Source organism: Kitasatospora sp. NPDC114501, assembly GCF_055633695.1.
Genome location: NZ_JBVKDS010000015.1, coordinates 112,936 through 139,025, shown reverse-complemented (window position 1 = coordinate 139,025; position 26,090 = coordinate 112,936). Strand labels below are relative to the sequence as shown.

The 26,090-nt window shown below is 73.0% G+C and carries 22 protein-coding genes and 1 tRNA gene; 8 read left to right on the top strand and 15 right to left on the bottom strand.

From position 1 onward, the window contains the following. Positions 1–105 precede the first annotated feature (105 nt). The 6 genes from ACZ7RU_RS26850 to ACZ7RU_RS26825 all read right to left on the bottom strand — a co-directional run bounded on the left by ACZ7RU_RS26850 (position 106) and on the right by ACZ7RU_RS26825 (position 7,039). On the bottom strand, positions 106–1,401 hold the full coding sequence (locus ACZ7RU_RS26850) for a DUF445 domain-containing protein (RefSeq protein ID WP_470343520.1): 1,296 nt from the start codon (positions 1,399–1,401) through the stop codon (positions 106–108). A gap of 92 nt (positions 1,402–1,493) precedes the next feature. After that, a complete protein-coding gene (locus ACZ7RU_RS26845; protein ID WP_470343519.1) occupies positions 1,494–2,795 on the bottom strand; it encodes a nucleotide sugar dehydrogenase in 1,302 nt (433 codons plus the stop codon). Then, entirely contained in the window at positions 2,792–4,066 is a 1,275-nt protein-coding gene (locus ACZ7RU_RS26840) for a glycosyltransferase family 2 protein (RefSeq protein ID WP_470343518.1), read from the bottom strand. The genes ACZ7RU_RS26845 and ACZ7RU_RS26840 overlap by 4 nt, the downstream gene beginning before the upstream one ends. A gap of 170 nt (positions 4,067–4,236) precedes the next feature. Beyond that, positions 4,237–5,199, bottom strand: a complete 963-nt coding sequence (locus tag ACZ7RU_RS26835) for an ABC transporter ATP-binding protein (RefSeq protein WP_470343517.1) — start codon at positions 5,197–5,199, stop codon at positions 4,237–4,239. 24 nt (positions 5,200–5,223) lie between these two features. Then, positions 5,224–6,138, bottom strand: coding sequence for an ABC transporter permease (locus tag ACZ7RU_RS26830; protein WP_470343516.1), 915 nt, complete (start codon positions 6,136–6,138; stop codon positions 5,224–5,226). Then, positions 6,131–7,039: an ABC transporter permease gene (locus ACZ7RU_RS26825; RefSeq protein ID WP_470343515.1), complete on the bottom strand. Its 909-nt coding sequence runs from the start codon at positions 7,037–7,039 to the stop codon at positions 6,131–6,133. Before ACZ7RU_RS26825 ends, ACZ7RU_RS26830 begins: the two co-directional genes overlap by 8 nt. Before the next feature lie 225 nt (positions 7,040–7,264). Between ACZ7RU_RS26825 and ACZ7RU_RS26820 the strand changes: the two genes are divergently transcribed. After that, entirely contained in the window at positions 7,265–9,604 is a 2,340-nt protein-coding gene (locus ACZ7RU_RS26820) for a transglycosylase domain-containing protein (RefSeq protein WP_470343514.1), read from the top strand. Here ACZ7RU_RS26820 and ACZ7RU_RS26815 read toward each other — a convergent pair. The 3 genes from ACZ7RU_RS26815 to ACZ7RU_RS26805 form a co-directional block, all read right to left on the bottom strand. After that, on the bottom strand, positions 9,601–10,770 hold the full coding sequence (locus ACZ7RU_RS26815; protein WP_470343513.1) for a winged helix DNA-binding domain-containing protein: 1,170 nt from the start codon (positions 10,768–10,770) through the stop codon (positions 9,601–9,603). The genes ACZ7RU_RS26820 and ACZ7RU_RS26815 overlap by 4 nt on opposite strands. Positions 10,771–10,909: 139 nt before the next feature. Next, positions 10,910–11,212: a GroES family chaperonin gene (locus ACZ7RU_RS26810; RefSeq protein WP_196952357.1), complete on the bottom strand. Its 303-nt coding sequence runs from the start codon at positions 11,210–11,212 to the stop codon at positions 10,910–10,912. A gap of 185 nt (positions 11,213–11,397) precedes the next feature. Continuing rightward, positions 11,398–11,739, bottom strand: coding sequence for a DUF3618 domain-containing protein (locus tag ACZ7RU_RS26805; protein ID WP_470343512.1), 342 nt, complete (start codon positions 11,737–11,739; stop codon positions 11,398–11,400). A 165-nt stretch (positions 11,740–11,904) separates the two neighbouring features. Here ACZ7RU_RS26805 and bcp point away from each other — a divergent pair, with 165 nt between their 5' ends. Next, positions 11,905–12,378: a thioredoxin-dependent thiol peroxidase gene (gene bcp / locus ACZ7RU_RS26800; protein ID WP_470343511.1), complete on the top strand. Its 474-nt coding sequence runs from the start codon at positions 11,905–11,907 to the stop codon at positions 12,376–12,378. Between the two features lie 126 nt (positions 12,379–12,504). Here the strand turns inward: bcp and ACZ7RU_RS26795 are convergent, their stop codons facing one another. After that, a complete protein-coding gene (locus ACZ7RU_RS26795) occupies positions 12,505–14,856 on the bottom strand; it encodes a chitinase C-terminal domain-containing protein (protein WP_470343638.1) in 2,352 nt (783 codons plus the stop codon). A gap of 387 nt (positions 14,857–15,243) precedes the next feature. Between ACZ7RU_RS26795 and ACZ7RU_RS26790 the strand changes: the two genes are divergently transcribed. Beyond that, positions 15,244–15,327: transfer RNA gene (locus ACZ7RU_RS26790), tRNA-Leu, on the top strand. A 74-nt stretch (positions 15,328–15,401) separates the two neighbouring features. Here the strand turns inward: ACZ7RU_RS26790 and rdgB are convergent. From rdgB to ACZ7RU_RS26770, 4 genes are all read right to left on the bottom strand, one after another. Further along, on the bottom strand, positions 15,402–16,007 hold the full coding sequence (rdgB, locus tag ACZ7RU_RS26785; RefSeq protein WP_470343510.1) for an RdgB/HAM1 family non-canonical purine NTP pyrophosphatase: 606 nt from the start codon (positions 16,005–16,007) through the stop codon (positions 15,402–15,404). 31 nt (positions 16,008–16,038) lie between these two features. Then, positions 16,039–16,428 (bottom strand): hypothetical protein, encoded by a 390-nt coding sequence (locus ACZ7RU_RS26780; RefSeq protein ID WP_470343509.1) that lies wholly within the window; start codon positions 16,426–16,428, stop codon positions 16,039–16,041. Between the two features lie 276 nt (positions 16,429–16,704). Further along, the gene (rph, locus tag ACZ7RU_RS26775; RefSeq protein ID WP_387756921.1) at positions 16,705–17,430 is read right to left on the bottom strand and encodes a ribonuclease PH; all 726 of its coding nucleotides are present in this window, start codon (positions 17,428–17,430) and stop codon (positions 16,705–16,707) included. 153 nt (positions 17,431–17,583) lie between these two features. Then, positions 17,584–17,817: a PTS sugar transporter subunit IIB gene (locus tag ACZ7RU_RS26770; protein WP_401114701.1), complete on the bottom strand. Its 234-nt coding sequence runs from the start codon at positions 17,815–17,817 to the stop codon at positions 17,584–17,586. 400 nt (positions 17,818–18,217) lie between these two features. Between ACZ7RU_RS26770 and ACZ7RU_RS26765 the strand changes: the two genes are divergently transcribed. The 4 genes from ACZ7RU_RS26765 to ACZ7RU_RS26750 all read left to right on the top strand — a co-directional run bounded on the left by ACZ7RU_RS26765 (position 18,218) and on the right by ACZ7RU_RS26750 (position 23,942). Further along, positions 18,218–19,519 (top strand): PTS transporter subunit EIIC, encoded by a 1,302-nt coding sequence (locus tag ACZ7RU_RS26765; RefSeq protein ID WP_470343508.1) that lies wholly within the window; start codon positions 18,218–18,220, stop codon positions 19,517–19,519. A gap of 388 nt (positions 19,520–19,907) precedes the next feature. Beyond that, positions 19,908–21,185 carry a PTS transporter subunit EIIC gene (locus tag ACZ7RU_RS26760; protein WP_470343507.1) on the top strand — a complete coding sequence of 426 codons (1,278 nt, stop codon included), beginning with the start codon at positions 19,908–19,910 and terminating at the stop codon, positions 21,183–21,185. Positions 21,186–21,591: 406 nt separating this feature from the next. Beyond that, positions 21,592–22,659, top strand: a complete 1,068-nt coding sequence (locus ACZ7RU_RS26755) for an LLM class flavin-dependent oxidoreductase (protein ID WP_470343506.1) — start codon at positions 21,592–21,594, stop codon at positions 22,657–22,659. Continuing rightward, the gene (locus ACZ7RU_RS26750; protein ID WP_470343505.1) at positions 22,656–23,942 is read left to right on the top strand and encodes an LLM class flavin-dependent oxidoreductase; all 1,287 of its coding nucleotides are present in this window, start codon (positions 22,656–22,658) and stop codon (positions 23,940–23,942) included. Before ACZ7RU_RS26755 ends, ACZ7RU_RS26750 begins: the two co-directional genes overlap by 4 nt. A 10-nt stretch (positions 23,943–23,952) precedes the next feature. Here the strand turns inward: ACZ7RU_RS26750 and ACZ7RU_RS26745 are convergent, their stop codons facing one another. Continuing rightward, positions 23,953–24,954 carry a helix-turn-helix transcriptional regulator gene (locus ACZ7RU_RS26745; protein ID WP_470343504.1) on the bottom strand — a complete coding sequence of 334 codons (1,002 nt, stop codon included), beginning with the start codon at positions 24,952–24,954 and terminating at the stop codon, positions 23,953–23,955. Positions 24,955–25,141: 187 nt separating this feature from the next. Here ACZ7RU_RS26745 and ACZ7RU_RS26740 point away from each other — a divergent pair, with 187 nt between their 5' ends. Next, on the top strand, positions 25,142–26,056 hold the full coding sequence (locus ACZ7RU_RS26740; RefSeq protein ID WP_470343503.1) for a branched-chain amino acid transaminase: 915 nt from the start codon (positions 25,142–25,144) through the stop codon (positions 26,054–26,056). Positions 26,057–26,090 lie beyond the last annotated feature (34 nt).

The window sequence follows — 26,090 nt, the reverse complement described above, 5'->3', positions numbered from 1 at the left end:
CACGCGCACCGACGACAGCGCCGTCGGGGACAGTGCCGCCAAGGATAGGCCGTGCCCGGAACCGCCACCGGAGACCACCCCCGAACGCGACCGCCCCCGGGGGGATCACCCCCCGAACGCGACCGCCACGGTGTGGATCAGCAGCCCGGCCAGGGCGCCGACCACGGTGCCGTTGATCCGGATGAACTGGAGGTCCCGGCCGACGTTGGCCTCGATCTTGCGGGAGGCGTCGTCGGCGTCCCAGCCCGCCACCGTCTCGGAGATCAGCGAGGTGATCTCGGCGCGGTAGGTGTCGACCAGGTACTGGGCGGCGTCCTGGAGCCAGCCGTCCACCTTGGCCTGGAGCTTGGGATCGGTGGCCAGGCGCTCGCCGAAGCGCCGCACGCCGTCGCGGATGCGCCGGCGCAGTTCGCTGTCCTCGTCCTCGGCCGCACCCATCACCAGGGTGCGCACGGCCGCCCAGGTGGAGTTGATGAGGTCCTGCACCTCCGGGCGGGTCAGCAGCTCGCCCTTGGCCCGCTCGACCCGGGCGATGGTCTCCGGGTCGGTCTGCAGCTCGGTCGCGAAGTCGGCGAGGAAGTTGTCGACCGCGCCGCGGGCCGGGTGGTCGGGGTCGTCCCGGATGTCGGTGACGAAGCGCAGCAGCTCCTTGTAGACCCGCTCGCCGACCTGGTGGTCGATGAACCGGGGCGTCCAGCCCGGGGTCTTCTGGGTGACCTTCTGGACCACCTCCTCGTGGTTGGCGGTCAGCCAGCCGTGCGCCCGGACCGCGACCAGGTCCACCACCCCGTGGTGCCCGCCGTCGGCGACCACCTTGCCGAGCATCCGGCCCATCGGCTCGGCCACCGAGGTCGCGGCGGCCCGCCTGGTCACCGCCTCGGCGACCACCGCCCGCACGTCGTCGTCGCGGAGCACCGCGAGCAGGCCGCGCAGCGCCGCCGAGGCCTCCTTGGTGACCCGCTCGGCGCTGCCCGGCGCGGCCAGCCACTCCCCCAGCCGGCGGCCGATGCCGAGCGCCGCCAGGCGGCCGCGCACCACGTGTCCGGAGAGGAAGTTCTCGCCGACGAAGTCGCCGAGCGAGCGGCCGAAGGCGTCCTTCTTGGTCGGGATGATCGCGGTGTGCGGGATCGGCAGGCCGAAGGGGCGGCGGAACAGCGCGGTCACCGCGAACCAGTCGGCCAGCGCGCCGACCATGCCCGCCTCGGCGGCGGCCGCCACGTACCCCGCCCAGGGGCCGGCGCCGGCCGCCCCGGCCCAGGTGGCCAGGGCGAAGACCAGGGTCGCGAAGGCCAGCAGGCCGGTCGCGATGGTCTTCATCCGGCGGACGCCGCGTCTCTTCTCCTCGTCGGCCGCGGTGAACCGGACTCCGGGGCCGGTCCCGCTGAAGGCATCGTCACTCACCCCGCCAGTCTGCCCGGTGCCCGGCGCGTACGGGGGCGCGCCTCGCGATCACGCGCCCCGGCCAGGTGTCGCCCACCGGACCGGACGGGGACTCACCCCCCGCCCAGCACCATCCGCCGCACGTCCGTGCCCGCCCAGCGCTTCGGGTCCGTGCACCGCCGCCCGTCCAGCAGCACCCGCACCCCCGGCAGGTCCACCGGCGTCAGGTCCCGGTACTCCGGGTGGTCCGCCTGGAGCACCGCCGCCACCACCGGCTCCCCGACGTACGGCGGCAGCCCGAGCGCCGCCAACTCCTCCGCCTCGTACAGCGGGTCGCTGACGTACGGCCGCGCGCCCGCCGAGCGCACCGCCTCGACCAGCGGGAACACCCCGGAGTGCGCCGTCTCCTTGACCCCGCCCCGGTACGAGGCGCCGAGCACCAGCACGCCCTGCCCGGCGATCCCGCCCGGCACCGCCCCCGCCAGCATGCCCACCGCGTACTCCGGCACCGCCAGGTTGGCCTCGCGCGCCGCCCGGACCACCGTCGCGCCCGGGTCGTTCCACAGGTACAGCCGCGGGTAGACCGGGATGCAGGGCCCGCCCACCGCGATGCCCGGCCGGTGCAGGTGGCTGTACGGCTGGGAGTTGCAGGCGTCGGCGACCTCCGCGAGGTCCACCCCGACCTCGTCCGCGTACCGGGCGAACTGGTTGGCCAGCGCGATGTTGACGTCCCGGTACGTGGTCTCGGCGAGCTTGCCGAACTCGGCCGCCTCCGCCGAGGCCAGCTCCCAGACGCCGTTGGGCCGGGGCAGGTCCGGGCGCGGGTCGAAGTCCAGCACCGCCCGGTAGAACTCACCGCCGCGCCGGGTGGAGGACGCGTCCAGGCCGCCGACCAGCTTGGGGTAGCTACGCAGGTCGGCGAAGATCCGTCCGATGCGGACCCGTTCCGGGCTGAACACCAGCGCGAAGTCCGTCCCGGCCGCGAGCCCCGACCGGGAGGCCAGCCGGGGCGCCCAGCGCTCCCGGGTGGTGCCGACCGGCAGGGTGGTCTCGTAGCTGACCAGGGTGCCCCGGCGCAGCCCGGCCGCGACGGCGTCGGTGGCCGCGTCGAGCGGGGCGAAGTCCGGGCTGCCGTCGGCGGCGATGCCCAGCGGGACGACCAGCACCACGACCTCGGCCCGGGCCACCGCGGCCGTGGTGTCGGTGGTGGCCCGCAGCCGGCCCTCGGCGACGACCCGCTTGAGCGCCTGGTCCAGGCCCGCCTCCCGGGGGAACGGCGGCACGCCCCGGTTGACGCTGTCCACCACGCCGGGCGCGATGTCCGCGCCGGTCACCCGGTGGCTCTTCAGCGCGAACTGCACCGCCAGCGGCAGGCCCAGCCGGCCCAGCCCGACCACGCAGACGTCCTGGCTCATCCCCGTCCTCCGTTCACCGAGTCGGCCAGCCGGCGCCACGCCGGGTGGCGCCGCAGCCCGCGCCGGACCTGCGCCGGGACGAGTCCGCGCCACAGCTGGCGCGCGAGGTCGAGCGGCGGGGCGGCCTCCTCGACCGCCGCCCCGACCGACTCCGCGGCCGACCTCTTGACCGACTCCCCGGCCGCTTCCTCCCGCAGCAGGAACAGCTCGTCCGGCAGGCCGAGCCGGTCGTCCCGGAACGCCGGGTAGCCCGCGTACCACCGCCGCCCGTCCGGCACCACCGGCGGATCGCCGTGCGCCGCCTCGAAGCGGATCTGGCTGCGCAGCGCCTCCGGCCGTACGGTGCAGGCGAGTTCGAGCCGCACCCGCTCGGCGACCGGCAGCCGGTGGTACACCTCGCGGGCGCCGAACCGCTCGACCAGTCGGGTGACCTCGACGCACACCCGCTCCTGCACGTCCGGGGCCAGCAGCAGGAAGCCGTCCCGCAGCAGCCGCGGCACGTCCCAGCCGAAGCCGCGCGCCCGGATGGCGTCCAACTCCCCGCCCGGCTCGGCCAGATCGGCGGCCACCTGCTGGAGCGCGGCGATCCCGCGCAGCCGGTCCAGTACCCCGGCTCGCCCGGTGACGTCGCCCCGGTCCTCGCGCGGCCCCCGGAAGCAGCAGTCGTAGGAGGCGAGGACGGACACCCGGGCCGCCCGCAGGCAGGCCTCCAGGGTGAACGGCCGGTCCGAGAAGGCCTTCAACCGCTCGTCGTGGCGCAGCCCGTGGTGCCGGAGGAGGTCGTGCCGGAACAGCTTGGCGCCGGCCAGCGCCCGGGCCAGCACGGAGTCGGCGAAGCCCGCGGACGCGGCGTCCGCGTGGAAGGCCCCCGGCGTCACCGGCCGTCCGTCCGCCCCGACCTGCTTGGGCACCACCACGTCCGAGCCCCAGGCGTCGGCGGCCGCGACCAGCCGCTCCAGCGCCTCCTCGCCGAGCCGGTCGTCGGCGCCGAGGAACAGTACGTAGCGGCCGTGGGCCAGCTCCAGGCCGCGGTTGGCGGGGCCCGCCGGGCCGCCCGAACCGGGCTGGTGCACCACCGTGAACAGCCCGGGGTGGCGGGCGGCGTACTCGTCCAGCAGCTCCCCGCCGCCGTCCGTGCAGCCGTCGTCCACGGCCACCACCTCCAGCCGCCCCGGCGCCAGGGACTGCCCGACCAGCGAGTCCAGGCAGACGGTGAGGTGCGGCGCGGTGTCGTGGACCGCGACCACCACGGTCACGTCGGGATCGGCCATCGGACGGAGGGCCTCCGGTTCCGGCATCGGCGAGTGTTGCCGGGTCAACTCGTGCCGGGGGTCCGGGGTCACGATGATCATCCGCACGGGCGACGCGAACCGAACACACTTCCGGCCACCGCATGTACGCGCGATGGCCGGGAGCGCGGAGGCGAGCCCCGGCCGTCCCGTCAGCCGATCGCGACCTCCGCGTACATCCGGGCGATCACGTCCTCGATGGCCGGCTCGCGCACCGACAGGTCCACCAGCGGGTAGCGCGCGGCGACCGCCGCCACGATCGGCGCGGCGCTCTCCTGGGCCGGGAAGGCCAGCCACTGGCGCGGCCCCTCGACCCTGGTGACCCGCGCCCCGGGCACCTCGACCGGGTGCGCGAGCTCCTGCGCGAGGTCCACCACCAGCGTCCGCTCGCTGCGGCCGGTGGCGTGCAGGCCCTCCAGCCCGCCGTCGTACACCACCCGGCCGTGGTCGATCACCATCACCCGGCCGCAGAGCTGCTCGATGTCGGTCAGGTCGTGGGTGGTGAGCAGCACCGTGGTGCCCCGGTCCCGGTTGACCTCGCGCAGGAACTCGCGCACCCGGCCCTTGCTGACCACGTCCAGGCCGATGGTCGGCTCGTCCAGGTAGAGCACCCGGGGGTCGTGCAGCAGCGCCGCCGCGAGGTCGCCGCGCATCCGCTGGCCGAGCGAGAGCTGGCGCACCGGGGTGTCCAGCAGGCCGCCGAGGTCGAGCAGTTCGACGCAGCGGTCGAGGTTCTCGCGGTACCGGGCGTCGGGGACGCGGTAGATCCGGCGGGCGAGTTCGAAGGAGTCGCGCAGCGGCAGGTCCCACCAGAGGGTGGTGCGCTGGCCGAAGACGACGCCGATCCGGCGGGCCAGCGCGACGCGTTCGCGGGCCGGGTCGACCCCGGCCACCCGCAGCCGCCCGGAGCTGGGCACGAGGATGCCGGTGAGCATCTTGACGGTGGTGGACTTGCCGGCCCCGTTGGGCCCGATGTAGCCGACGCACTCGCCGGCCTCGACGGTGAAGTCGAGCCCGTCGACCGCCCGGACCTCGCGTTTGGCCCGGCTGAACCGGCCGGTGCGGGTCCGTACGGTGAAACTGCGGCGGACGTCGTGGAGTTCGATCAGTGCCATGGAGGCTCCTTCAGGGATGGGGGTTCAGCTGCCGGTGCCGCGGTAGGCGCGCAGCCCGGCCCGCCAGGCGAGCCCGGCGGCGAGGACGCAGAGCGCTGCGACGACCGGGGAGGCGAACTGGAAGGCGGTGGGCAGGCCGAGCGGGTCGGGACGGCCGAGGACGTACAGGGCGGGCAGCCAGTTGACGAAGGCCAGCGGGACGCCGAAGACCACCCCGGCGACCAGTTCCTTGGCGAAGACGGTCGGCGGGTACTGCAGCATGACGCCGCCGCCGAAGGTGAAGGAGTTCTGGAGCTCCTCGGCCTCGCCCCACCAGAACTGAAGGCAGGCGAAGCCGATCCAGATCGCGCAGAAGATGGTCGTGCCGCTGAGCAGCAGGACGACCACCAGCAGCACCCTGTCCCAGGTCCAGGCCACGTCCAGGACGGCGAGCGACCAGACCAGCACCGCCCCCGACTGGACCGGACGGCCGATCCGGCGCAGCGAGAAGCGCTCGGCGCAGAGCTGGGCGAGGGCCGGGGCGGGCCGGATCAGCATCACGTCCAGCGTGCCGGTCCGGATCCGCTCGCCGAGCGCGTCGGTGCTGCCGACCAGCAGGTTGGCCATGCCGAGCGCGAAGCCGGAGGTGCCGTAGAGGAAGCCGAGTTCGGGCAGGGTCCAGCCGCCGAGCGTGGCGGTGTGCCGGAACATCAGGATGATCACGGCGAAGTCGAGGAAGGTGATCACCACGTTGGCGGTGAGCATCATCGCGAACGAGGCCCGGTAGGACATGATCGCGCGGGTCCACATGGCGGCGCACAGCCACCAGGAGCGCACGGCCCAGCGGGTACGGGCGAGGGGCCGGACGGCAGGGACGTCGAAGCCGACGGCAGGGGCGTCGGGGCCGGGGGTGCGGACGTCGGACCCGGCGGTACGGAGGTCGGAGCCGGTGTCAGCCACCCTGGACCACCACCTTGCGGGTCGCGAGCGCCTGCACGCCGCGCCCGGCGGCCAGCAGCACGGCGGCCCAGCCGAGTTGGAGGCCGAGCGGCCCGAGCACGGCGGCGCCGGTGGTGTGCTCCAGGAACAGGTCGGCGGGCACCTGCGCCAGCGTCGCCCACGGGAGCACCTGGGCGAGGTCGGCGAGCCCGCCGGGGAAGAGCGTGAGCGGCAGCAGCATCCCGGAGAGGAACATCGTCACCACCAGGGTCACCGAGCGCACGCCCTCGGAGTCGTGCAGCCAGAAGCCGGTGAGCGCGACCAGGAACCGCAGCCCGAAGCTGACCACCTCGGCGAGCAGCGCGGAGAGCAGGAAGACCAGCCAGGTCAGCGGCCGCTCGGGCAGCCGGAAGTGGAAGAGCAGCGAGCCGATCAGCAGCGGCGCACCGCCGCGGACCAGCAGGTGGTAGCCGGCCCGGCCGAGGTCGCTCGCCAGCCACCAGCCCAGGAAGTCCACCGGCCGGTAGAGGTCGACGGCGATGTCCCCGTTGCGGAACCGCGTCTGGAGGTCGTCCTCGAATCCGCCGCCGAAGATCGCGGTGGTGGGCATCAGGCCCTGGCAGACCCAGATGAAGGTGACGGCCTGGCTCACGTCGTAGCCGCCGAGGCCGGGGCGGGCCTGCCAGAGCGCGATGAAGGTGTAGGCGAGGATGCAGCCGAAGACGGTGTTGGTGAAGACGCCGGCCAGGGTGGCGGCCCGGTAGGTCGAGTGGCGGCGGAAGGCGCCGCGGGCGACGGCGGCGTAGAGGCCGAGGGCGCCGTGGGGCCCGGAGGAGGCGTGGAGCGCGGGGGAGGCGGCCGGGGCCGCCGGGGGATCAGGGGGATCAGCGGGCCGCGCTCCGGCGGGGGCGGTGTTCGGCATATTGTCTCCTTGTCGACAAATGCGGGCAGACGGATACCCGCGGACACCCGGCGCGCACGCCCCAGCGGCCCCGACCGGCCGTACCCGGGGGGTACCGGGACTGGCGGGCGGAGCTGCGGAAGTGGGTGCGCTATGTGGTTTGCACCTTTCACCGTACCTCCGGACCACACCACCCGCACCCGGTTTTCCAGCCTGATCAAGCGTCAAATAGCAGATAATCTCGGCATGACCTTGAGCACCCGACGCCAGGCCAAACGGGCCGCCCGCCGCGAGGCCCGTCGCGCCCTCCCGCTCTGGCGCCGGCTCCTGCCCACCTGGCGGGTCACCTTCGGCACCCTCACCGCCCTGTTCCTGCTCGCCGTCGGCGGCTTCGCCGTGCTCTACGTCATCGTCCCGGTGCCCGACCCCAACGCCCACGCCGTCGCCCAGAACAACATCTACCTCTACGCCGACGGCACCACCGAGATCGCCCGCACCGGCGCCGTCAACCGCACCGACGTCACCATCGACCAGATCCCGCTCCAGACCCAGCAGGCCGTCGTCTCCGCCGAGGACCGCACCTTCTACCAGAACCGCGGCATCGACCTGAAGGGCATGCTCCGGGCCGGCTGGAACACCCTGACCGGCAAGGGCATGCAGGGCGGCTCCACCATCACCCAGCAGTACGTCAAGAACTACTACCTCACCCAGGACCGCACCATCGAGCGCAAGGGCCGCGAACTGCTCATCGCCCTCAAGGTCGACCAGCAGCGCGACAAGCGCGAGATCCTCGCCGGCTACCTCAACAGCAGCTACTTCGGCCGCGGCGCCTACGGCATCCAGAGCGCCGCCCACGCCTACTACGGCGTCGACGTCTCCCGACTCACCCTCGGCCAGGGCGCCTACCTCGCCTCCCTGCTCCAGGCCCCCAGCCTCTACGACGTCAGGACCGCCACCCCCGCCAACCGCGAGAAGGCCGTCGCCCGCTGGAACTACGCCCTCGACGGCATGGTCCAACTCGGCTTCGTCACCCCCGCCGACCGCGCCGCCACCGCCTTCCCCGAGCCGATCGACCCCCAGCCCGCCACCGGCCTCGCCGGCCAGGCCGGCTACCTGGTCGGCGTCGCCGACGACTACCTCATCTCCTCCGGCACCCTCGACACCGCCACCCTCAAGGCCGGCGGCTGGCGCATCACCACCACCTTCGACAAGCCCCGGCAGGACGCCTTCGCCAAGGCCGTCCAGGAACAGCTCACCGGCGAACTCGACCCCCGGGCCCGCCCCGCCACCGACACCGACGTCCGGGTCGCCGGCGCCTCCGTCGAACCCGCCACCGGCCGCGTGGTCGCCGTCTACGGCGGCCCCGACTACGCCAGACAGCCCTACAACGACGCCCTGCGCCAGGACAACCAGATCGGCTCCACCTTCAAACCGATCGACCTCGCCGCCGGGCTCGTCGCCCAACACGCCCTCGACGGCCGCCCGATCACCACCGAATCCCGCTACGACGGCACCAGCGAACGCCCCGTCACCGGCGGCCCCACCCCGTACGCCCCGCCCAACGAGGACGACATCGACTACGGCGACATCACCCTGCGCTACGCCATGGTGAAATCCGTCAACTCCGTGTACGCGCAGGAGGGGGTGGACGCCGGACTCGCCCGCGTCCGCGAGACCGCCGTCAAACTCGGCATCCCCGACAACGTCCGCGGCATGGACCCGGCCAACACCTCGATGACCCTCGGCACCGCCACCCCCAGCGCCCTCGACCTGGCCGGCGCCTACGCCACCCTCGCCGACCACGGCCGGGCGCGCACCCCCTGGTCCGTCCTCAAGCTCGAACGCGTCAACCCCGGCGGCGCCGTCGACGTCCCCAAGATGCCCGAGCACAACCCCACCGAGGCACTCGACCGGGAGATCGCCGACTCCGTCACCGACGTGCTGCGCGACGTCATCAGCCCGCGCGGCACCGGCGCCGCCGCCCTCGACCTCGGCCGCCCGGCCGCCGGCAAAACGGGCACCACCGACTCCAACCTCTCCGCCTGGTTCGCCGGCTACACCCCCGAACTCGCCACCACCGTCGGCCTGTTCCGGGAGAACCCGAAGACCCACGCCAAGGAACCGCTGGCCGGCACCGCCGGACTCACCCGGATCAACGGCGGCGCCTTCCCCACCCGGATCTGGACCGCCTACATGGCCGCCGCCCTCGACGGCACCCCCACCCAGGACTTCGACCTCCGGACCGGACGCGGCGCCCCCGACGCCACCCCCTGGCCCACCGCCACCGCCGGACCCACCCCCAGCGCCACCACCACCCCGACCAGCGGCAGCGCGCCCACCAACACCGACCCGGCCCCCGGCACGCCCCCCGAGCACGCCCCCAGCGCCCCCGCCGTCACCCCCCGGCCCACCGCCACCGCCGACACCACCCCCAGCCCCCAGGCCACCAGGCCCACGGCGGACCCGGAGCAACCCAGCCCGGCCCCCAAGCCCACCCAGGCGCGGCCCACCAGGCCCACCGCCCTGCCCAGCGCCACCGGCGGCCCCGCCACCAACCTGGCGACACCGCCCGGCGCGGTGCCCTAGCCTCTGAGCTCCTTCTCCAGCGGGGTGCGGAACCGCGGCGTCACCCGCACCTCCCCCAGCCAACCCGCCAACCGCTCCGCCTCCGCCGCGACGGCCCGCTCCGCCTCCGCGCCGACGCCCCGGAACAGCCGCCACACCACCTCGCCGTCGGCGCGCTGCGCCCAGCCGCCCACCACCTCGCCGCACCACCACACCGTCGGCCCGGCGTTGCCCGCCCGGTCGAACAGCGCCGGCACGTCCTCCGGCCGCAGGTACCAGTCCCGCCCGCGCCAGCCCATCACCGCGGGGTCCAGCGCGGGCAGCAGCGCCGCCCACGGCTCCGGCTCCACCACCGGCACCTCGTCCCCCGGCAGCACCACGGCGGGCACCCCGCCGGCCAGCGCCACGTCCAGCACCCCGAGGTCCGCCAGCGCCCTGCGGACGTCCCCCGACGTCCAGCCCGTCCACCACTTCACGTCCTCGACCGTCGCCGGCCCGTACGCCGCCAGCCAGCGCCGCACCACCTCGGCCTTCGCCTCCCGCACCGGCACCTCCGGCCACTGCGGCACTGGCGCCCACGGGTAGCTGCTGCTCAGCCACGAACCGCGCGGACGGCAGCGGCGCACGTGCCCGTCCGAGGCCAGCAGCCGCAGCAGCCGGCTGCCCACGCTCTGCCTCGCCTCGTACGCCTTGCCCGCCGACATCAGCATCGTCTCGCGCAACTGCGGTACGTCCTCGGACAGTTCCCTGGTCGTCGCCTCGCCGCGCCCGGCCAGCGCGGCCAGCACCTCGCGCTCCGTCTCCGCCAGCCGGGCCTCGTCCCAGCCCTCGGCGTGGTCCCGCAGGTGCTTCAGCAGCGTCGCCCGTTCCTTCACCGCGATCGCCCGGGCCGCCGCCGAACTCACGTACGGGGCGAAGCCCTCCGTCACCGCGAAGATCGTCCGCCGCATCGACAGCAGCTTCACCAGCGAGACGTCCTCGTACAGCGCCCGGTCCACCTCCGCCGCCGAGGGCTCCGCCAGCCGCGCGCAGGCCGACAGGTACACCGTGGCCGCGTCCGTCGCGTGCAGCCCGGCCACCGCGTCGGCCACGTCCTCCACCCGCGCCGCCCGCACCGACGGCGCCAGCAACTGCCGCCGCCCCAACCGGGCCCGACGCTCCGCATCACCGATCACCGGCACACTCATGCCGGGACCCTAGCGCGCACCACCGACAACGCCGCCGCTCCACGACGGGCACCGCGGGGAAGCACGGCGGAAGCGGGGCGGAAGCACGGTGCCCCCGACGCGGGTCGGGGGCACCGTGGGACGTCAGGCGGTCAGGCCGTCACAGGTACAGCCCGGTCGAGCCCTCCGTGTCGCCGAAGCGGGTCGCCGCGACGGCGTGCAGGTCGCGCTCGCGCAGCAGCACGTAGGTGGCGCCGCGCACCTCGACCTCCAGCTTGTCCTCCGGGTCGTACAGCACCCGGTCGCCGGGCTCCACCGAGCGCACGCTCTGGCCCACCGCGACGGCCTCCGCCCAGGTGCAGCGCTTGGACAGCTCCGCCGTGGCCGGGATCAGGATGCCGCCGGTCGAGCGGCGCTCGCCCTCGCTGCCCTCGGTGCGCACCAGCACGCGGTCGTGCAGCATCCGGATCGGCAGCTTCTCGCCGAGCCGGTCGTGGCGGGCGGGCTCCTGCGCGTCGTCGGAACGGATCGGTTCGTCGTTGGTACTCACGGTCCCGAAGGTACCTCGCCCGGGCGCGGCGTGTGACGCTGCCCCGGCATGCGGAAGGCCGGGCGCCCGATGCCGCCCGGCCCCGCCGTCCAGTGGGCTCAGCCCTTGCGGCGCTTGCGGGCCGAGGCGATCAGCAGCACCAGGCCCACGCCCACCAGCGCGGCCGGCACGACCCGCTCGCGGCGCGGCTGCCCCTGCTCGTCCACGAACTGCGCCCTGACCTTCTCCACCATGCCGCTGGCGGCCACGTACGCCCGGGCGGTCTTCTCCTCGACCGCGGCCACCGCCTTCGCCTTCACCTGGGCGGAGATGGTGCTCGGGTGGACGCGGACGGCCAGCTCGTCGAGGGTCCCCGCCAGCCGGTCACGCGTCCGCTCGATGTCCGCCTCGATCTGGGCGGTCGTCCGCGCCGACTTGTCCTGCGTGCTCGCCTCGCCCACTCGGGCCACCCCATTCACTCGCCGATGTCGTTCCGCCGATCCGTGCGATCGGTGTGACTGACCCAGTGTGTCAGCTGCCGCACACGGCCGCGCGGCCCCACCCACCATCGGAGGTAAGTTTGCCGTGGTACGACCGTCCGTCCCAGCCTCCAGGAGAGTACGACCGTGACTGAGCGCCTCCAGCCCGGCGACACCGCGCCCGCCTTCAGCCTGTCCGACGCCGACGGCAACCAGGTCTCCCTCGCCGACCACGCCGGCCGCAAGGTCATCGTCTACTTCTACCCCGCCGCGCTGACCCCCGGCTGCACCAAGCAGGCCTGCGACTTCACCGACAACCTGGAGGTCCTCGCGGACGCCGGCTACGACGTCATCGGCATCTCCCCGGACAAGCCGGAGAAGCTCGGCAAGTTCCGCGAGGCCGAGAACCTCAAGGTCACCCTGCTGTCCGACCCGGAGAAGACGGCGCTGGAGGCGTACGGCGCGTTCGGCGAGAAGCAGAACTACGGCCGCACCTACCTCGGCGTGATCCGCTCCACGATCGTCGTGGACGAGCAGGGCAAGGTCGAGCACGCCTTCTACAACGTGCGGGCCACCGGCCACGTCGCCAAGCTGCTGCGCGACCTGAAGGTCGGGGCCTGAGCCCTCCGGAGCCTGAGCACTCCGGGCCCCGCGCGAAGAACGCGAAGAAGCGGTGGCGGCACACCCCCCGACCGGGTGCACCGCCACCGCCGTCCGTCACCTCGACGGGCCGGGCCGATCAGCTGATCAGCAGGCCCCGAGGTCGCTCCAGACGCCCCACGAACCGCTGGTCGCGGGGTCGTCGCCCTTGGTCCACCACTTGTTCTGGTAGTAGTGGCCCTTCCACGAGACCTTGGTCGGGGTCGCGTAGGTGGTGCCCGCGTCCCAGCTCGGGGCCGCCGTGCAGGCGCCCGAGGTCGGGGTCACGGTCGGCGTCGCGGTCGGGCTCGTGGTCGGCGTCGGCGTGGCCGTGCCCGTGGGGGTCGGCGTCGGCGTCGGGGTGGCCGTCTGCGACGGGGTCGGGGTCGGCGTGCCGCCGTCCACCGCACCGCGGGTCAGGTCGCCCTTGATCCCGTACAGCGTGCCGCCCACGTTGACCGTCCAGTTCGACGGCGTGGACACCGGCAGGTAGTAGACGAAGTCCATGTCGATCGAGGCGCCCGGCGCCAGCGACTGCCAGCCCGGCAGCTTCACCGACACCCGGTTGTAGTTGCCCTTCAGACCGCCCACGTTGCCCGGGCCCGGGTTGTCCTGCTTGATGACCTGGAGGCCGAAGCCGGACTGGTCCTTGGCGTTGCCCGGGGCCGAGTTGCCGTAGTCGAACTGGAACTCGGTGCCGCCCGGCAGGGTCAGCGTCGAGTTGTTGACGATGTGCAGCTTCGGGTTGATCGGGTAGTTCGAGTCGCCCAGCGCGAAGTTGGTGAACGACACGTCGATCGGCAGGGTCTGCTGCGGCAGCGTGGTCGTCGAGCGGATCGCGCCGTACGGGGTCGCCGACTTGAACTTGTCGTACATCAGCGTGGTCAGCGTGTTGCCGGGCACGTACTGGCCCTTGCCGCCGTTGGCGGCGGCGTCCCACCGGTAGTCGCCCGCGAGCTCCCAGATCATCGCGCCGCCGGCGCCCTGGTTGACGATGTAGTCCGCCTTGGCGCCCACCGACTGCTCGTCCTCGGTGGAGAGGAACACCTTCTTGGTGTCGTTCCACAGCCACGGCGCCACCAGGGCGGAGCTGTAGTTGCGGGTGTAGGTGCCCTGCAACGCGGTGTCGGACACGCCGTACTTGGCCAGGTAGTCGGGCAGGATGCCCTTCTCCAGGTTCTTGGCGTGCCACATCGGGTTCGACCCGGCCGGGGACTCCTTGCCCGCGTCGTCCTTGTCGTTCCAGATGTTGTCGATGCCGACCGCGCCGTCACCGCAGGAGGTCAGGCCGGAGCCCGCCGGGCAGGTGGTCGCCGAGGCGGTGCCCCAGAGGCCGTTGGTGCCGCCCTGGACGTTCTTGAAGCCCCGGGTGTAGTACGGCAGGCCGACGTTGATCCGGCCGCCGGGCATCGAGCCGCGGAAGTAGTGGTACGACCAGTCGGCGTTCAGGTAGCCGATGCCGCCGTACTGCGCGGTGCCGTAGACGTTGGCGGCGGCCAGCTCGCCGTCCTTGCCGTCGTCGAACAGCGAGGCGTTCGGGCCGACGTACTTGTTCCAGGCGCCGTGCAGGTCGTACGACATGATGTTGACGTAGTCCAGGTACTTGGCCACCTGGAAGGTCTCCATGCCGCGCAGCAGGTAGCCGGAGGACGGGGCCGCGACCGACAGCAGGTAGTGCCTGCCGTCGGCGGCGCCGGCCTTGTCCAGGCTCTCGCGCAGGGTCTTCATCAGCGCCGCGTAGCCCTTGGCCAGCGAACCGCGCTTGGTGTTGGCGAGCTGCCAGTCCAGCGGGTTGCCGGCGTCCTTCATCGAGGTCGGGTACTCGTAGTCGATGTCGACGCCGTTGAAGCCGTACTTGCGGAGGAAGTCGACCGAGGAGGCGGCGAAGGTGTCGATGCCGGCCTGGTTGACGCTGCCGTCCGGGTTGACGGTCATCGAGTAGAAGCCGCCGGAGTTCACGCGCTTGCCGTCGTCCCCGAAGTAGCCGCCGGTCTCGGTCCAACCGCCCACCGAGATCAGGGTCTTGACGTTCGGGTACTGCTTCTTGTACTTCGTCAGCAGGTTGAAGTGGCCCTTGTACGGCAGGCTCGGGTCCAGCTCGGCACCGGGGACGCCGGGGAAGGAGATCCCGGTGGCCTCGTTGGTCGGGCCGTCGGTGCCGACCGAGAGCTTGTTGTCGCCGCCGACGTGGCCGAAGGCGTAGTTGAGGTGGGTGACCTTGTCCCAGGGGACGTCGCTCACCAGGTACGGCGCGTCGCCGTTCTTGCCGGTGCGCCAGCCGGTGAAGTAGCCGATGATGCGGCGCTGGTGGTCCGCGCCCATCTTCTCGCGTCCGCTGGTGTCGTAGACGGAGCAGTACGGGACGTCCACCCCGGTCGTCTGGTACAGGCCGTCCGGCCGACAGGCCGCGTTGTCGACCGCCGCCGACGCCTGCGAGGGCGCCGCACCCAGCGTCGCCATCAGCAGCCCGGCCAACGAGGCCGCGGCCAGCGAGGCCACACCGGCCCGCGCCGCGGGGCTCTTCCGGCGGTGCGCGGCGGTGGGACGCCGCTCCGCCGTGTTTCGGATCAACACTCGGTCCTCCAGGAGAGAGTGTCGGCACGTGCCTGTGGGGAAGCACGCACGTGGGGGATTGCGATTGGCGCAGAAGCTATGTGGTCTGAACCACATAGGTCAATAGGTCTGTACCAATTGGTCATCAACGGCCAAACATCACAGGTCGGAGCGCTCGACAATCAGTCAGCCCCTGGCTGGAACCCGCGCGGTGGACGGGGCGGGGACAAGCACAGGTCGCCGCGCCGAATCGCGCTGTCCCCGCCGAGGACGAAGCCCTAGACTGATGGCCATGCGGCCTTGGCGTAACCGGCAGCCGCGCGGGTTTTAGGTGCCCGTGGGAGAAATCCCGTGAGGGTTCGAGTCCCTCAGGCCGCACTAGCCTAAGAATCGAAGGCCCGCCCCCGAGTGATCCCGGGGGCGGGCCTTCGATGCGCTCACCGGACGGGGCATCAGGCCAGGAGGGCCTTGACCACCGGGGCGAGGGCCCTGAACGCCTGGCCGCGGTGGCTGATGGCGTTCTTCTCGTCGGCGGTGAGCTCGGCGCAGGTGCGGGTCTCGCCGAGGGGCTGGAGGATCGGGTCGTAGCCGAAGCCGCCGTCGCCGGCCGGGGCGGTGCGCAGGGTTCCGAGGAGGCGGCCCTCGACGACGCGCTCGGTGCCGTCGGGGAGGGCGAGGGCGGCGGCGCAGAAGAAGTAGGCGCCGCGGTGCGGTTCGGCGATGTCGGAGAGCTGGGCGAGCAGCAGGTCGAGGTTGGCGCGGTCGTCGCCGTGCCTGCCGGACCAGCGGGCGGAGAAGATGCCGGGCGCGCCGTTCAGCACGTCCACGCAGAGGCCGGAGTCGTCGGCGACGGCGGGCAGGCCGGTGGCGCGGGCCAGGGCGTGCGCCTTGAGCAGGGCGTTCTCGGCGAAGGTGACACCGGTCTCGGGGACGTCCGGGATCTCCGGGTAGGCGTCGGCGCCGACGAGTTCGACGTCCAGGCCGGCGTCCGCCAGGATGGCGCGGAGCTCGGTGACCTTGTGCTGGTTGCGGGTGGCGAGGATCAGGCGGGTGGACATATCGCTCACCCTACCGAGAGTCCGGGAACGGTCAGCCGGTGCAGACCGAGGTGAGGTTGCCGGCCGCGTCGCCGAGCGGCTTGAGGTCCGGGACCTCGTTCCGGTCCGCGGCCCGCTGCACGTTCTCGACCTGCTTCTGCAGGTCGGTCACGGCCTTGGCGACGTCGGTGTTCTTGGAGTTCTTCCCGACCTGGTCGAGGTCGGTCTTGAGCTTCTGCAGGGCCTTCCCGGCGGCCGCCGAGTCGTTGCTCGCGTTGTCGTAGGCCTTGGTGACGTCGGCGAGGTCGCCGGTGATCTTCACCGCGGTGTTGCCGCAGTCGAGTGCCTTCTGGGCGGCGGAGCAGCTCACCATGCTGAGCGGAAGGATCGCGATGAGTCCGGCCACGGCGAGGGCGGCGGGGCGGGCGATGCTCGACGGCATCCGATCCTCCTGGGGGGCGCGGGTTCCGTGGGGTGGGACGCGCACCGGGGGGTGCGCGGTTCCCGCAGCGGGAGTGCTGCGGGAACCGTACGGTCTCCGGGCCCGGCCTGTACAGCAGGCCGACCGTTCGGCGGGCCGTTCGTCCGTGGCCGGCGCGCGCGTCCGTACCGTGGCCGAAGGGCCGTCCGCGCCGGTGGGCTGACCGTGCGTCCGCTCCGGTCCACGGCTGCGGGGCCCGCGCGGGTTCAGCCCGCGCCGGTTCAACCCGCGCCGGTTTCAGCCCTGCAGGGCCTTGCGCTGGATCTCGTCCAGCTCCGCGCAGCCGAGGCTGCCGAGGTCGAGCAGCCGGTCGAGCAGGTCGCGGTCGAACGGGGCGCCCTCGGCGGTGCCCTGGACCTCGACGAAGCGGCCGTCGGAGGTGCAGACGATGTTCATGTCGGTTTCGGCGCGCACGTCCTCCTCGTACTGGAGGTCGAGCATCGGAACGCCGTCGATGATGCCGACGCTGACGGCGCTGACGCCACCGGTGATCGGCTGGCCCTTGGCGCGCAGCAGCTTCTTGTCGCGGGCCCAGGCGACGGCGTCGACCAGGGCGACGTAGGCGCCGGTGATGGCGGCGGTGCGGGTGCCGCCGTCGGCCTGGAGGACGTCGCAGTCGAGGACGATGGTGTTCTCGGCGAGCGCCCGGTGGTCGACCACGGCGCGCAGCGAGCGGCCGATGAGCCGGCTGATCTCGTGGGTGCGGCCGCCGATGCGGCCCTTGACGGCCTCGCGGTCGCCGCGGGTGTTGGTGGCGCGCGGGAGCATGGAGTACTCGGCGGTGACCCAGCCCTCGCCGCTGCCCTTGCGCCAGCGGGGCACGCCCTCGGTGACGCTGGCGGTGCACAGCACCTTGGTGTCGCCGTAGGAGATGAGGACGGAGCCTTCGGCGTGCTTGCTCCAGCCCCGTTCGATGGTGATCGGGCGGAGCTGTTCGGGGGTGCGGCCGTCGATGCGTGACATAGGCACTGAGCGTAGTCGCTCCGGGGTCCGCTTCCCGAAGCGTCGGTGCCGCGCGGCGGGCCCGGCCCCCGGCTCCTGGCTGCGGATGCGCCGCGGCCCGCCGTCCCCCTGAGCGGGTCGGCGGGCCGGGCGGGCTGAACCCGGGGGCTCAGCTCACATCATGTCCTCGATGTCGGCGGCGATCGGGTCGGCGTCGGTGCCGATGACGACCTGGATCGCGGTGCCCATCTTCACGACGCCGTGGGCGCCGGCGGCCTTGAGGGCGGCCTCGTCGACCAGGCCGGCGTCCTTGACCTCGGTGCGCAGGCGGGTGATGCAGCCCTCGACCTCTTCGATGTTCTCGATGCCGCCCAGACCGGCGACGATCTTCTCAGCCTTGCTGGCCATCTGGTTTCTCCCTCTGTCTCGGCCCTTCGGCGGCTCTGCCGGGTGCCGTCCTGCGCTGGTGCTGGGTGTCCCTCGACCGTCTGGCGGTGAGGTCCGTGCCGGTGGCTGACGCGGGTTCGGCTGCGGTCGGGCCGGCGAACAGCGCGACCAGCATCACCCGCGCCGGTCCGGTCCGCCACGTTAGTCCACTTTCGGCCCATTCCGGCGGGCAGGCTCCCGATCGTCGCCCGAGGATGACGATCAGCGGGGCTCGCGCCTCCGGAGTGGGGCCTGCGTCCAAGTGGTCTACACCAATATATGTGTACTCCGAGGAACGCAGGAACGGCCCCGGGTGTTCCCGAGCCCTGCCCGAGGGTCCCGCAGGGGCCTGCGGACGGCAACTGCTCTCGGAGGGCGAAGGATGAGTTCGGCAGGCGCCACGGCCCCGCGGACCACGTGGTGGCACACCTTCTACGGCGGCCTCCAGAAGATGGGCCGTTCCCTTCAGCTGCCGGTGGCGGTGCTCCCCGCCGCGGGCATCCTCAACCGCCTCGGCCAGCCGGACGTGTTCGGCAAGGACGGCCTCGGCTGGGACAACGTCGCCAAGGTCTTCGCCTCCGCGGGCGGGGCGCTGCTCGACTCCTCCTTCGGCCTGCCGCTGCTGTTCTGCATCGGCGTCGCGATCGGCATGGCCAAGAAGGCCGACGGCTCGACGGCGCTGGCCGCCGTGGTCGGCTTCCTGGTGTACTACAAGGTCCTGCACGCCTTCCCGGAGAGCTGCCCGACGGGGACGGCCCTGGTGCCGGACGCCTGGACCGGCCAGTGCGTGAGCTACTCGTCCGCGAAGGCCGCGGCCGCGACGTACCAGAACCCGGGCGTGCTGGGCGGCATCCTGATCGGCCTGCTGTCGGCCTGGCTGTGGGTCCGGTTCCACCGCACCAGGCTGGTGGACTGGCTCGGCTTCTTCAACGGCCGCCGCCTGGTCCCGATGATCACCGCCCTGGTGGGCCTGGTCATCGCCGTGCTGGCGCTCTGGGTCTGGCCGCCGATCGGGCGCGGCCTGAACGACTTCTCACAGAACCTCTCCGACCTCGGCGCGGGCGGCGCCGGCATCTTCGGCGTGTTCAACCGCGCGCTGCTGCTGATCGGCATGCACCAGCTGCTGAACACCTTCGTCTGGTTCCAGTTCGGGGAGTTCGTCAAGCCGGACGGCACTCTCGTGCACGGCGACATCCCGCGCTTCCTGGCGGGCGACCCGACGGCCGGCCAGTTCCAGTCCGGCTTCTTCCCCATCATGATGTTCGCGCTGCCGGCCGCCGCGCTGGCGATCGCGCACTCGGCGAAGCCGCACCGCCGCAAGGAGATCTACGGCCTGATGCTCTCGGTCGGCCTGACCTCCTTCGTCACGGGCGTCACCGAGCCGATCGAGTACTCCTTCGCCTACATCGCCCCGGCCCTGTACGCCGTGCACGCGCTGCTGACCGGCGCCTCGATGGCGGTGACCTGGGGGCTCGGGGTGCACGACGGGTTCAGCTTCTCGGCCGGCCTGATCGACTACGTCATCAACTGGGGGCTCGCCACCAAACCGTGGCTGATCATCCCGATCGGCCTCGGCTTCGCCGCCGTGTACTACGCGCTCTTCCGGTTCATCATCGTCAAATTCAACCTGAAAACCCCCGGCCGGGAGGACGAGGCCGAGGTCGAGGACGTCACCAAGGCCTGATACCGGCCCGCCCCCGGGTTATCCCCGCATTGGCCTCCGGACCGCCCCGGTCCGGGGGCCTTCGGCATTTCGGAAAGCCCGGCCGCCCCGGCCCGACACGCCCAACACCCCTGGCAGAGCGCCGTGTGCTTTTGTTGCGCCATTAGCCAAAATCGATTTTGTTGCGCAATCGGCCAAAGTCCCAATCGCGGCCGGTTACCATGATCGCCATTCGGTAAGTAGGTTTCGATTTCATAGCGCTTCCCGGTGACAGCGCTTTCCGGGGTTCCTCGACTTCTCCACCCGTGCTACAAAACTGGTCTACACCACGTGTGGTGTAGACCAGTTCGCGGTTGGCCCCCTGTGCCTCTCCCCGACCGACCGCCCTGCCGTTAGGAACCCATCCCCCATGAGTCAGTCCGCGCAGGCACCGGCGCCCGCCACGGCTCCGGCTTCGCCAAGCCCCGCCAAGAAGTTCGGCCAGAACCTCCTCCAGGGTCTGCAGAAGATCGGTCGCAGCCTCCAGCTGCCCATCGCGGTGCTCCCCGCCGCCGGTCTGCTGATGCGTCTCGGCCAGGACGACGTGTTCGGCAAGGACGGCCTCGGCTGGAACAAGGTCGCGTCGGTCTTCGCCACCGCCGGTGACGGCGTCTTCGCCAACCTGCCGCTGCTCTTCGCGGTGGGCATCGCGATCGGCTTCGCCAAGAAGGCGGACGGCTCCACCGCCCTCGCCGCGCTGGTCGGCTTCCTGGTCTACAAGAACGTCCTCACCGCGTTCCCGGTCTCCGAGGGCCACGTCGACGGCGCCAAGTGGGTCAAGCCCGTCTACCAGGACCCGGGCGTGCTCGGCGGCATCGTGATCGGCCTGCTGGCCGCGGTCCTGTGGCAGAAGTACCACCGCACCAAGCTGGTCGACTGGCTCGGCTTCTTCAACGGCCGCCGCCTGGTCCCGATCATGATGGCCTTCGTCGGCACCGGCGTCGGTGTCTTCTTCGGTCTGGCCTGGGGCCCGATCGGTGACGCCGTCAAGAGCCTGAACGACTCCCTGATCGGCGCCGGCGCGTTCGGCGCGGGCGCCTTCGGCCTGGTCAACCGCGGTCTGCTGCCGGTCGGCATGCACCAGTTCGTGAACTCCTTCGCCTGGTTCCAGACCGGCGACTTCACCAAGCCCGACGGCACCGTCGTGCACGGCGACCTGACCCGCTTCTTCGCGGGTGACCCGACCGCCGGACAGTTCATGTCGGGCTTCTACCCGATCATGATGTTCGCGCTGCCCGCCGCCGCGCTGGCCATCGCCCACGCCGCCAAGCCGCACCGCCGCAAGGCCGTCACCGGCATGATGGTGTCGCTGGCCCTGACCTCCTTCGTCACCGGTGTCACCGAGCCGATCGAGTTCGCCTTCGTCTTCATCGCCCCGGTCCTGTACGTCATCCACGCGCTGCTCACCGCCGTCTCGATGACCGTCACCTGGGCGCTCGGCGTGCACGACGGCTTCACCTTCTCCGGCGGCCTGATCGACTACGCGCTGGCCTGGAACAAGGCCACCGACCCGTGGATGATCATCCCGCTCGGCCTGGTCTTCGCCGCGATCTACTACTTCCTGTTCCGCTTCGCGATCACCAAGTTCAACCTCAAGACCCCCGGTCGCGAGGACGACGACGAGATCGAGGACGTCACCAAGGCCTGACGCCCGCGTCACCGCCCGCCCCGAAGGCCCCGCCCCGCCGCTCCCCCAGCGGCGGGGCGGGGCCTTCGGCGTATCCGGGTACACCGGACGCCTGGGAACGGCGGTTGACGAACCGACGGACGCCCTGGTCAACTGAAGCGGTGAACGCCTCGTGCCCGCTGGTCACCCGCAGCCACATCGACTTCGGTCGCGTGTGGTCCGCGGCATGTCGCGGCTGAGCTGACCGTTCCCCCGCCGCCGCCCGGCTGACGTCCCGCCCGGCGCCGGTCCTTCCCCTCCCCGCCCGTACGGGCTCCGCCCGCGGGCCGCCACCGCGATCCAGCGCATCCCGCGCGCCCGCGCCCCCGTGCACCGGCACGGCCGCGCCGGTGCCCGCACGCGTCCGCACGAGGAAGTCAGGCTCACCATGCCCCGCCAGTTGCACCTGTCCGCCGCCCTCGACAGCCCCGGCCGTTTCGACGCCGGGCACTACGCCTACCTCGCCCGCCTCGCCGAGCGGGCCACCCTGGACTTCGTCACCCTCGACGACTCCTTCGCCGCCGCACCGAGCCGTCCCGACGCGCTCGCCGCCCTCGCCCGGATCGCCCCGCTGACCGACCGGGTCGGGCTGGTGCCGACCGTCACCACCACCCACACCGAGCCCTTCCACACCTCGATCTCGGTCAACACCCTGGACTGGGCGAGCGAGGGCCGGGCCGGCTGGCTGGTCGGCGTCTCCACGACCAAGGCCGAGGCACGGGCCTTCGGCCGCCGGCCGGTCGCCGCCGGGGACGAGCTGTGGGCCGAGGCCGCCGACGCCGTCGAGGTGGCCGCCCGGCTCTGGGACAGCTGGGAGGACGACGCTGAGATCCGCGACACCGCCACCGGCCGGTTCGTCGACCGCGACAAGCTGCACCACATCGACTTCGTGGGCCCCCGCTTCTCGGTCCGCGGCCCGTCCATCACCCCGCGACCGCCCCAGGGCCGCCCGGTGGTCGCGGTGCCGGTCGCCGCCGCCGACCTCGCGCCGGACGCCTCCCCGGGCGGACGCGCCCGGGTCGCCGCCGCGATCCGGCACGCCGACGTGGTGCTGCTCGACGCCCCCGACCGCGCCACCCGGCTGACCGCCGCCACCGAACTGCGGCTGCGGGCCGGCGAGGGCCTGCGCATCCTCGCCCGGCTCGGCACGGCGCTGTCCGCCCTGCCCGACCGGGCCGCCGACGAACGGCTGCTCGCCGAGCTCACCGCGACCGGCACCGGTGTCGACGGCTTCCACCTCTCCCCCGCCGACCCGCCGCGCGACCTGGCCGCGCTGGCCGACCGGATCGCCCCCGCCCTGCGCGCCGCCGGACTGCTGCGCGCCGGGTACACCGGCCGCACCCTGCGCGACCACCTCGGCCTGGCCCGCCCGGCCAGCCGCTACGCCGCCCGCCCCGCCGACGCCTCCACCGCTTCCCCCGCCCCCGCCCCCGCCCTCGCCGAGGTGGCCCGATGACGGACCGACCGCTCAAGCAGATCCACCTCGCCGCGCACTTCCCCGGCGTCAACAACACCACGGTGTGGAGCGACCCGGCGTCCGGCAGCCACATCGAGTTCTCCTCCTTCCGCCACCTCGCGCAGACCGCCGAGCGCGGGAAGTTCGACTTCCTCTTCCTCGCCGAGGGCCTGCGGCTGCGCGAGACCAAGGGCCTCATCCACGACCTCGACGTGGTCGGCCGCCCCGAGTCGATCACCGTGCTGAACGCGCTGGCCGCCGTCACCGAGCGGCTCGGCCTGGCCGCCACCGTCAACGCGACCTTCAACGAGCCGTACGAACTGGCCCGCCGCTTCGCCTCGCTGGACCACCTCTCCGGCGGCCGCGCGGCCTGGAACGTGGTCACCTCCTCGGACGCCTTCACCGGGGAGAACTTCCGCCGCGGCGGCTACCTGGACCGCGCCGACCGCTACACCCGGGCCGCCGAATTCGTCCAGCTGGCAAGGGAGTTCTGGGACGCCGGGGAGGAGCCCGTCCGGCACTCGGGACCGCAGTTCGAGGTCGAGGGCCGGCTCTCGCTCCCCCGGCCGCCGCAGGGCCACCCGGTGGTGATCCAGGCCGGGGACTCCGACGAGGGGCGCGAGTTCGCCGCCGCCACCGCCGACGTGGTCTTCTCCCGGCACTCCACCCTCGCCGACGGCCAGGCCTTCCACGCCGACGTCAAGCGCCGGCTCGCCGCGTACGGACGCAAGCCGGACGAGCTGAAGATCATGCCCGGAGCCACCTTCGTCCTCGGCGACACCGACGCCGAGGCGGCCGATCGGGCCCACGGGATCCGCCGGGCCCAGGTGAGCCCGCAGACCGCGATCGCCTTCCTGGAACAGGTCTGGGGCGTCGACCTGTCCGACCACGACCCGGACGGACCGCTGCCCGCCGTCGACCCCGACCCGGACAGCGGCCTGGTCCAGGGCCGGGTGCGGCACACCGACCCGGTGGCCGTCGCCGCACGGTGGCGGGCGGTGGCCGCGGAGAAGAAGCTGACCAGCCGCGAACTGGTGATCGAGGTGACCGGCCGGCAGTCCTTCATCGGCTCGCCCGCCACCGTCGCCGCGCAGATCGACCACTTCGTGCAGAACGACGCGGCCGACGGCTTCATCCTCGTCCCGCACCTGACCCCGGGCGGCCTGGACGAGTTCGTCGACCGGGTGGTGCCGCTGCTCCAGGAGCGCGGGGTGTTCCGCACCGACTACACCGGCCCCACCCTGCGGGACCACCTCGGGCTCCCGGTCCCCGGGCGGCGCTGAGCGGACGGGATCAGATCCAGCCGCGCCGAGCAGCGTGCACGCCGGCCTGGAAGCGGCTCTCCGCGCCCAGGCCGGCGGTCAGTTCGGCGACCAGCCGGCGCACCGTACGCTCCGACACCTCCAGCTTGCGGGCGATCGCCGCGTCCGTCAGCCCGGCCGCCAGCAGGCGCAGTACGGCGAGTTGACGGTCAGTCATCTCGGCTTCTTCCGGGCCGAGTTCGGGCGGTGTCCAGGCGGCCGACCAGAAGTACTCGAACAGCTCCGCGACCAGCGCCACCAGGGCCGGTTCGCGGACCACCACCGCGCCGGCGCCCTGGGGGTACCCGTCCGGTCCGGCGCCGGGCGCGGGCAGGATCGCCAGCCGGGCGTCCACCACGATCAGCCAGAGCGGCAGCGAGTGCGCCGCCCTGATCCGGGCCCCGGCCCCGGTCAGCTCCCGGACGTGCGCCAGCACGGCGGGGCGGCGCAGCGCGGCGGCCGGGTAGATGGTGCGCAGGGCGGCGCCGTGGGCGAGGGCGAGGCGTTCGCGGGCGAGCTTGCCGGCCAGGGCGGGGCCGGAGAGGTCCTGGCCGGGGCGCAGCGAGAGGGCTTCGGTGCGGGCGCCGCGGGCGGCGTCCTCCAGCAGGGCGGCGATCCGGTCGGCGCCGCGGACGAGTTCGAGGCCGGTGCCGGCGCGGTGCCGCTGCTGGACGGGCAGGTAGCCGGTGTGCAGCCGGTCGACGGCGTCGCGGGCCTGGCGCAGTTCGGCGACCAGGGCGGTGACCCGGGCGTCGGCGTCCAGCAGGAGTTGGCGTACGGCGGTGTCCACGGAGACCGCGGTGTCCGCCGGGGCGTCGTCCGCGGCCCCGGGGCCGGCGGTCGGCTGGAGCAGGCCGAGCGCGCGCAGTTCGGCGGTGGCGGCGGCCAGCCGGGGGGCGTCCCAGTCGGGGCCGAGGGGCTCGGGCGCCCGGCCGGGTTCGGCGAGCAGTCGGGCGTAGAGCTGGGTGGCGTCGGTGCCGGTGGGGCTCTCCATCGGCGCAGCCTAGTGAGGGCGGGCCGGGCGCGGTCGGGGGCTTCCGCTCCGCGAGACGGCGGCCTGCCGGGCCCCGGCAAGGTGTGAAGTCCGTCTTCCGGTACGGCCCTTCCGCTCCCGGTCATGACCGGTTCCGGTCGGCTCCGGCGGGCTGACCCGCGGGGCGGCGGCGCGCAGGATGTCCGGCATGGCTATCCCCGAAGCTTCGACGATCTGGTGGAACGGCGCCCTGGTGCCCTGGCAGGAGGCCCGGGTGCACGTCCTCGCCCACGGCCTGCACTACGGCACTGGGGTGCTGGAGGGCACCCGGGTGTTCGCCACGGCGGACGGCCCGGCGGTGTTCCGGCTGCCCGAGCACCTGCGCCGGCTGCACCGCAGCGCCCGGATGATCCGGATGGAACTCCCGTACGACATCGCCGACCTGGCCAGGGCGACGGTGGAGCTGGTGCGCGCCAACGGCCACCAGGACTGCTACCTGCGGCACTTCGCCTTCCTCGGCTACGGCACGATGGGCATCGACATGCGCCACTCGCCGGCCGACGTGTCGATCGCGAGCTGGGAGTGGCGGGGCCAACTCCCGCAAGGGGAAGGCGGGATCACGCTGAAGACGAGCAGCTGGCGGCGGAACGACCCGAACGCGGTGCCGCCCGCCGCGAAGGCCACCGGCCCGTACCTGAACTCGGTGCTCGCCCGCCGGGAGGCCAACGACGCGGGCTACGACGAGGCGTTGCTGCTCGGGCCGGACGGCGCGGTGAGCGAGTGCACCGGGGAGAACGTGTTCGCCGTCCGGGACGGGGTGCTGCGCACTCCCCCGTCGAGCGCGGGCGCCCTGGAGGGCATCACCCAGGACACCCTGCTCACCCTGGCCCGTGACCTGGGTGTCGAGGCGCGGGTGGAGGGCCTGCTGCGGTCGGACCTCTACGCGGCGGACGAGCTGTTCGTCTGCGGTACGGCCGCCGGTGTCGTCCCGGTCCGCGCGCTGGACGACCGCGCCCTGCCCGAATCGCCCGGCCCGGTGACCGGCCGGCTGCGGGAGGCCTACCGGGCGGCCGTGTCCGGCGCCGATCCGCGTTACCGGCACTGGCTGACGCCGGTGGCGTGACCGTGTGGGGCCCCGCCCGGTCACACCGGGCCGG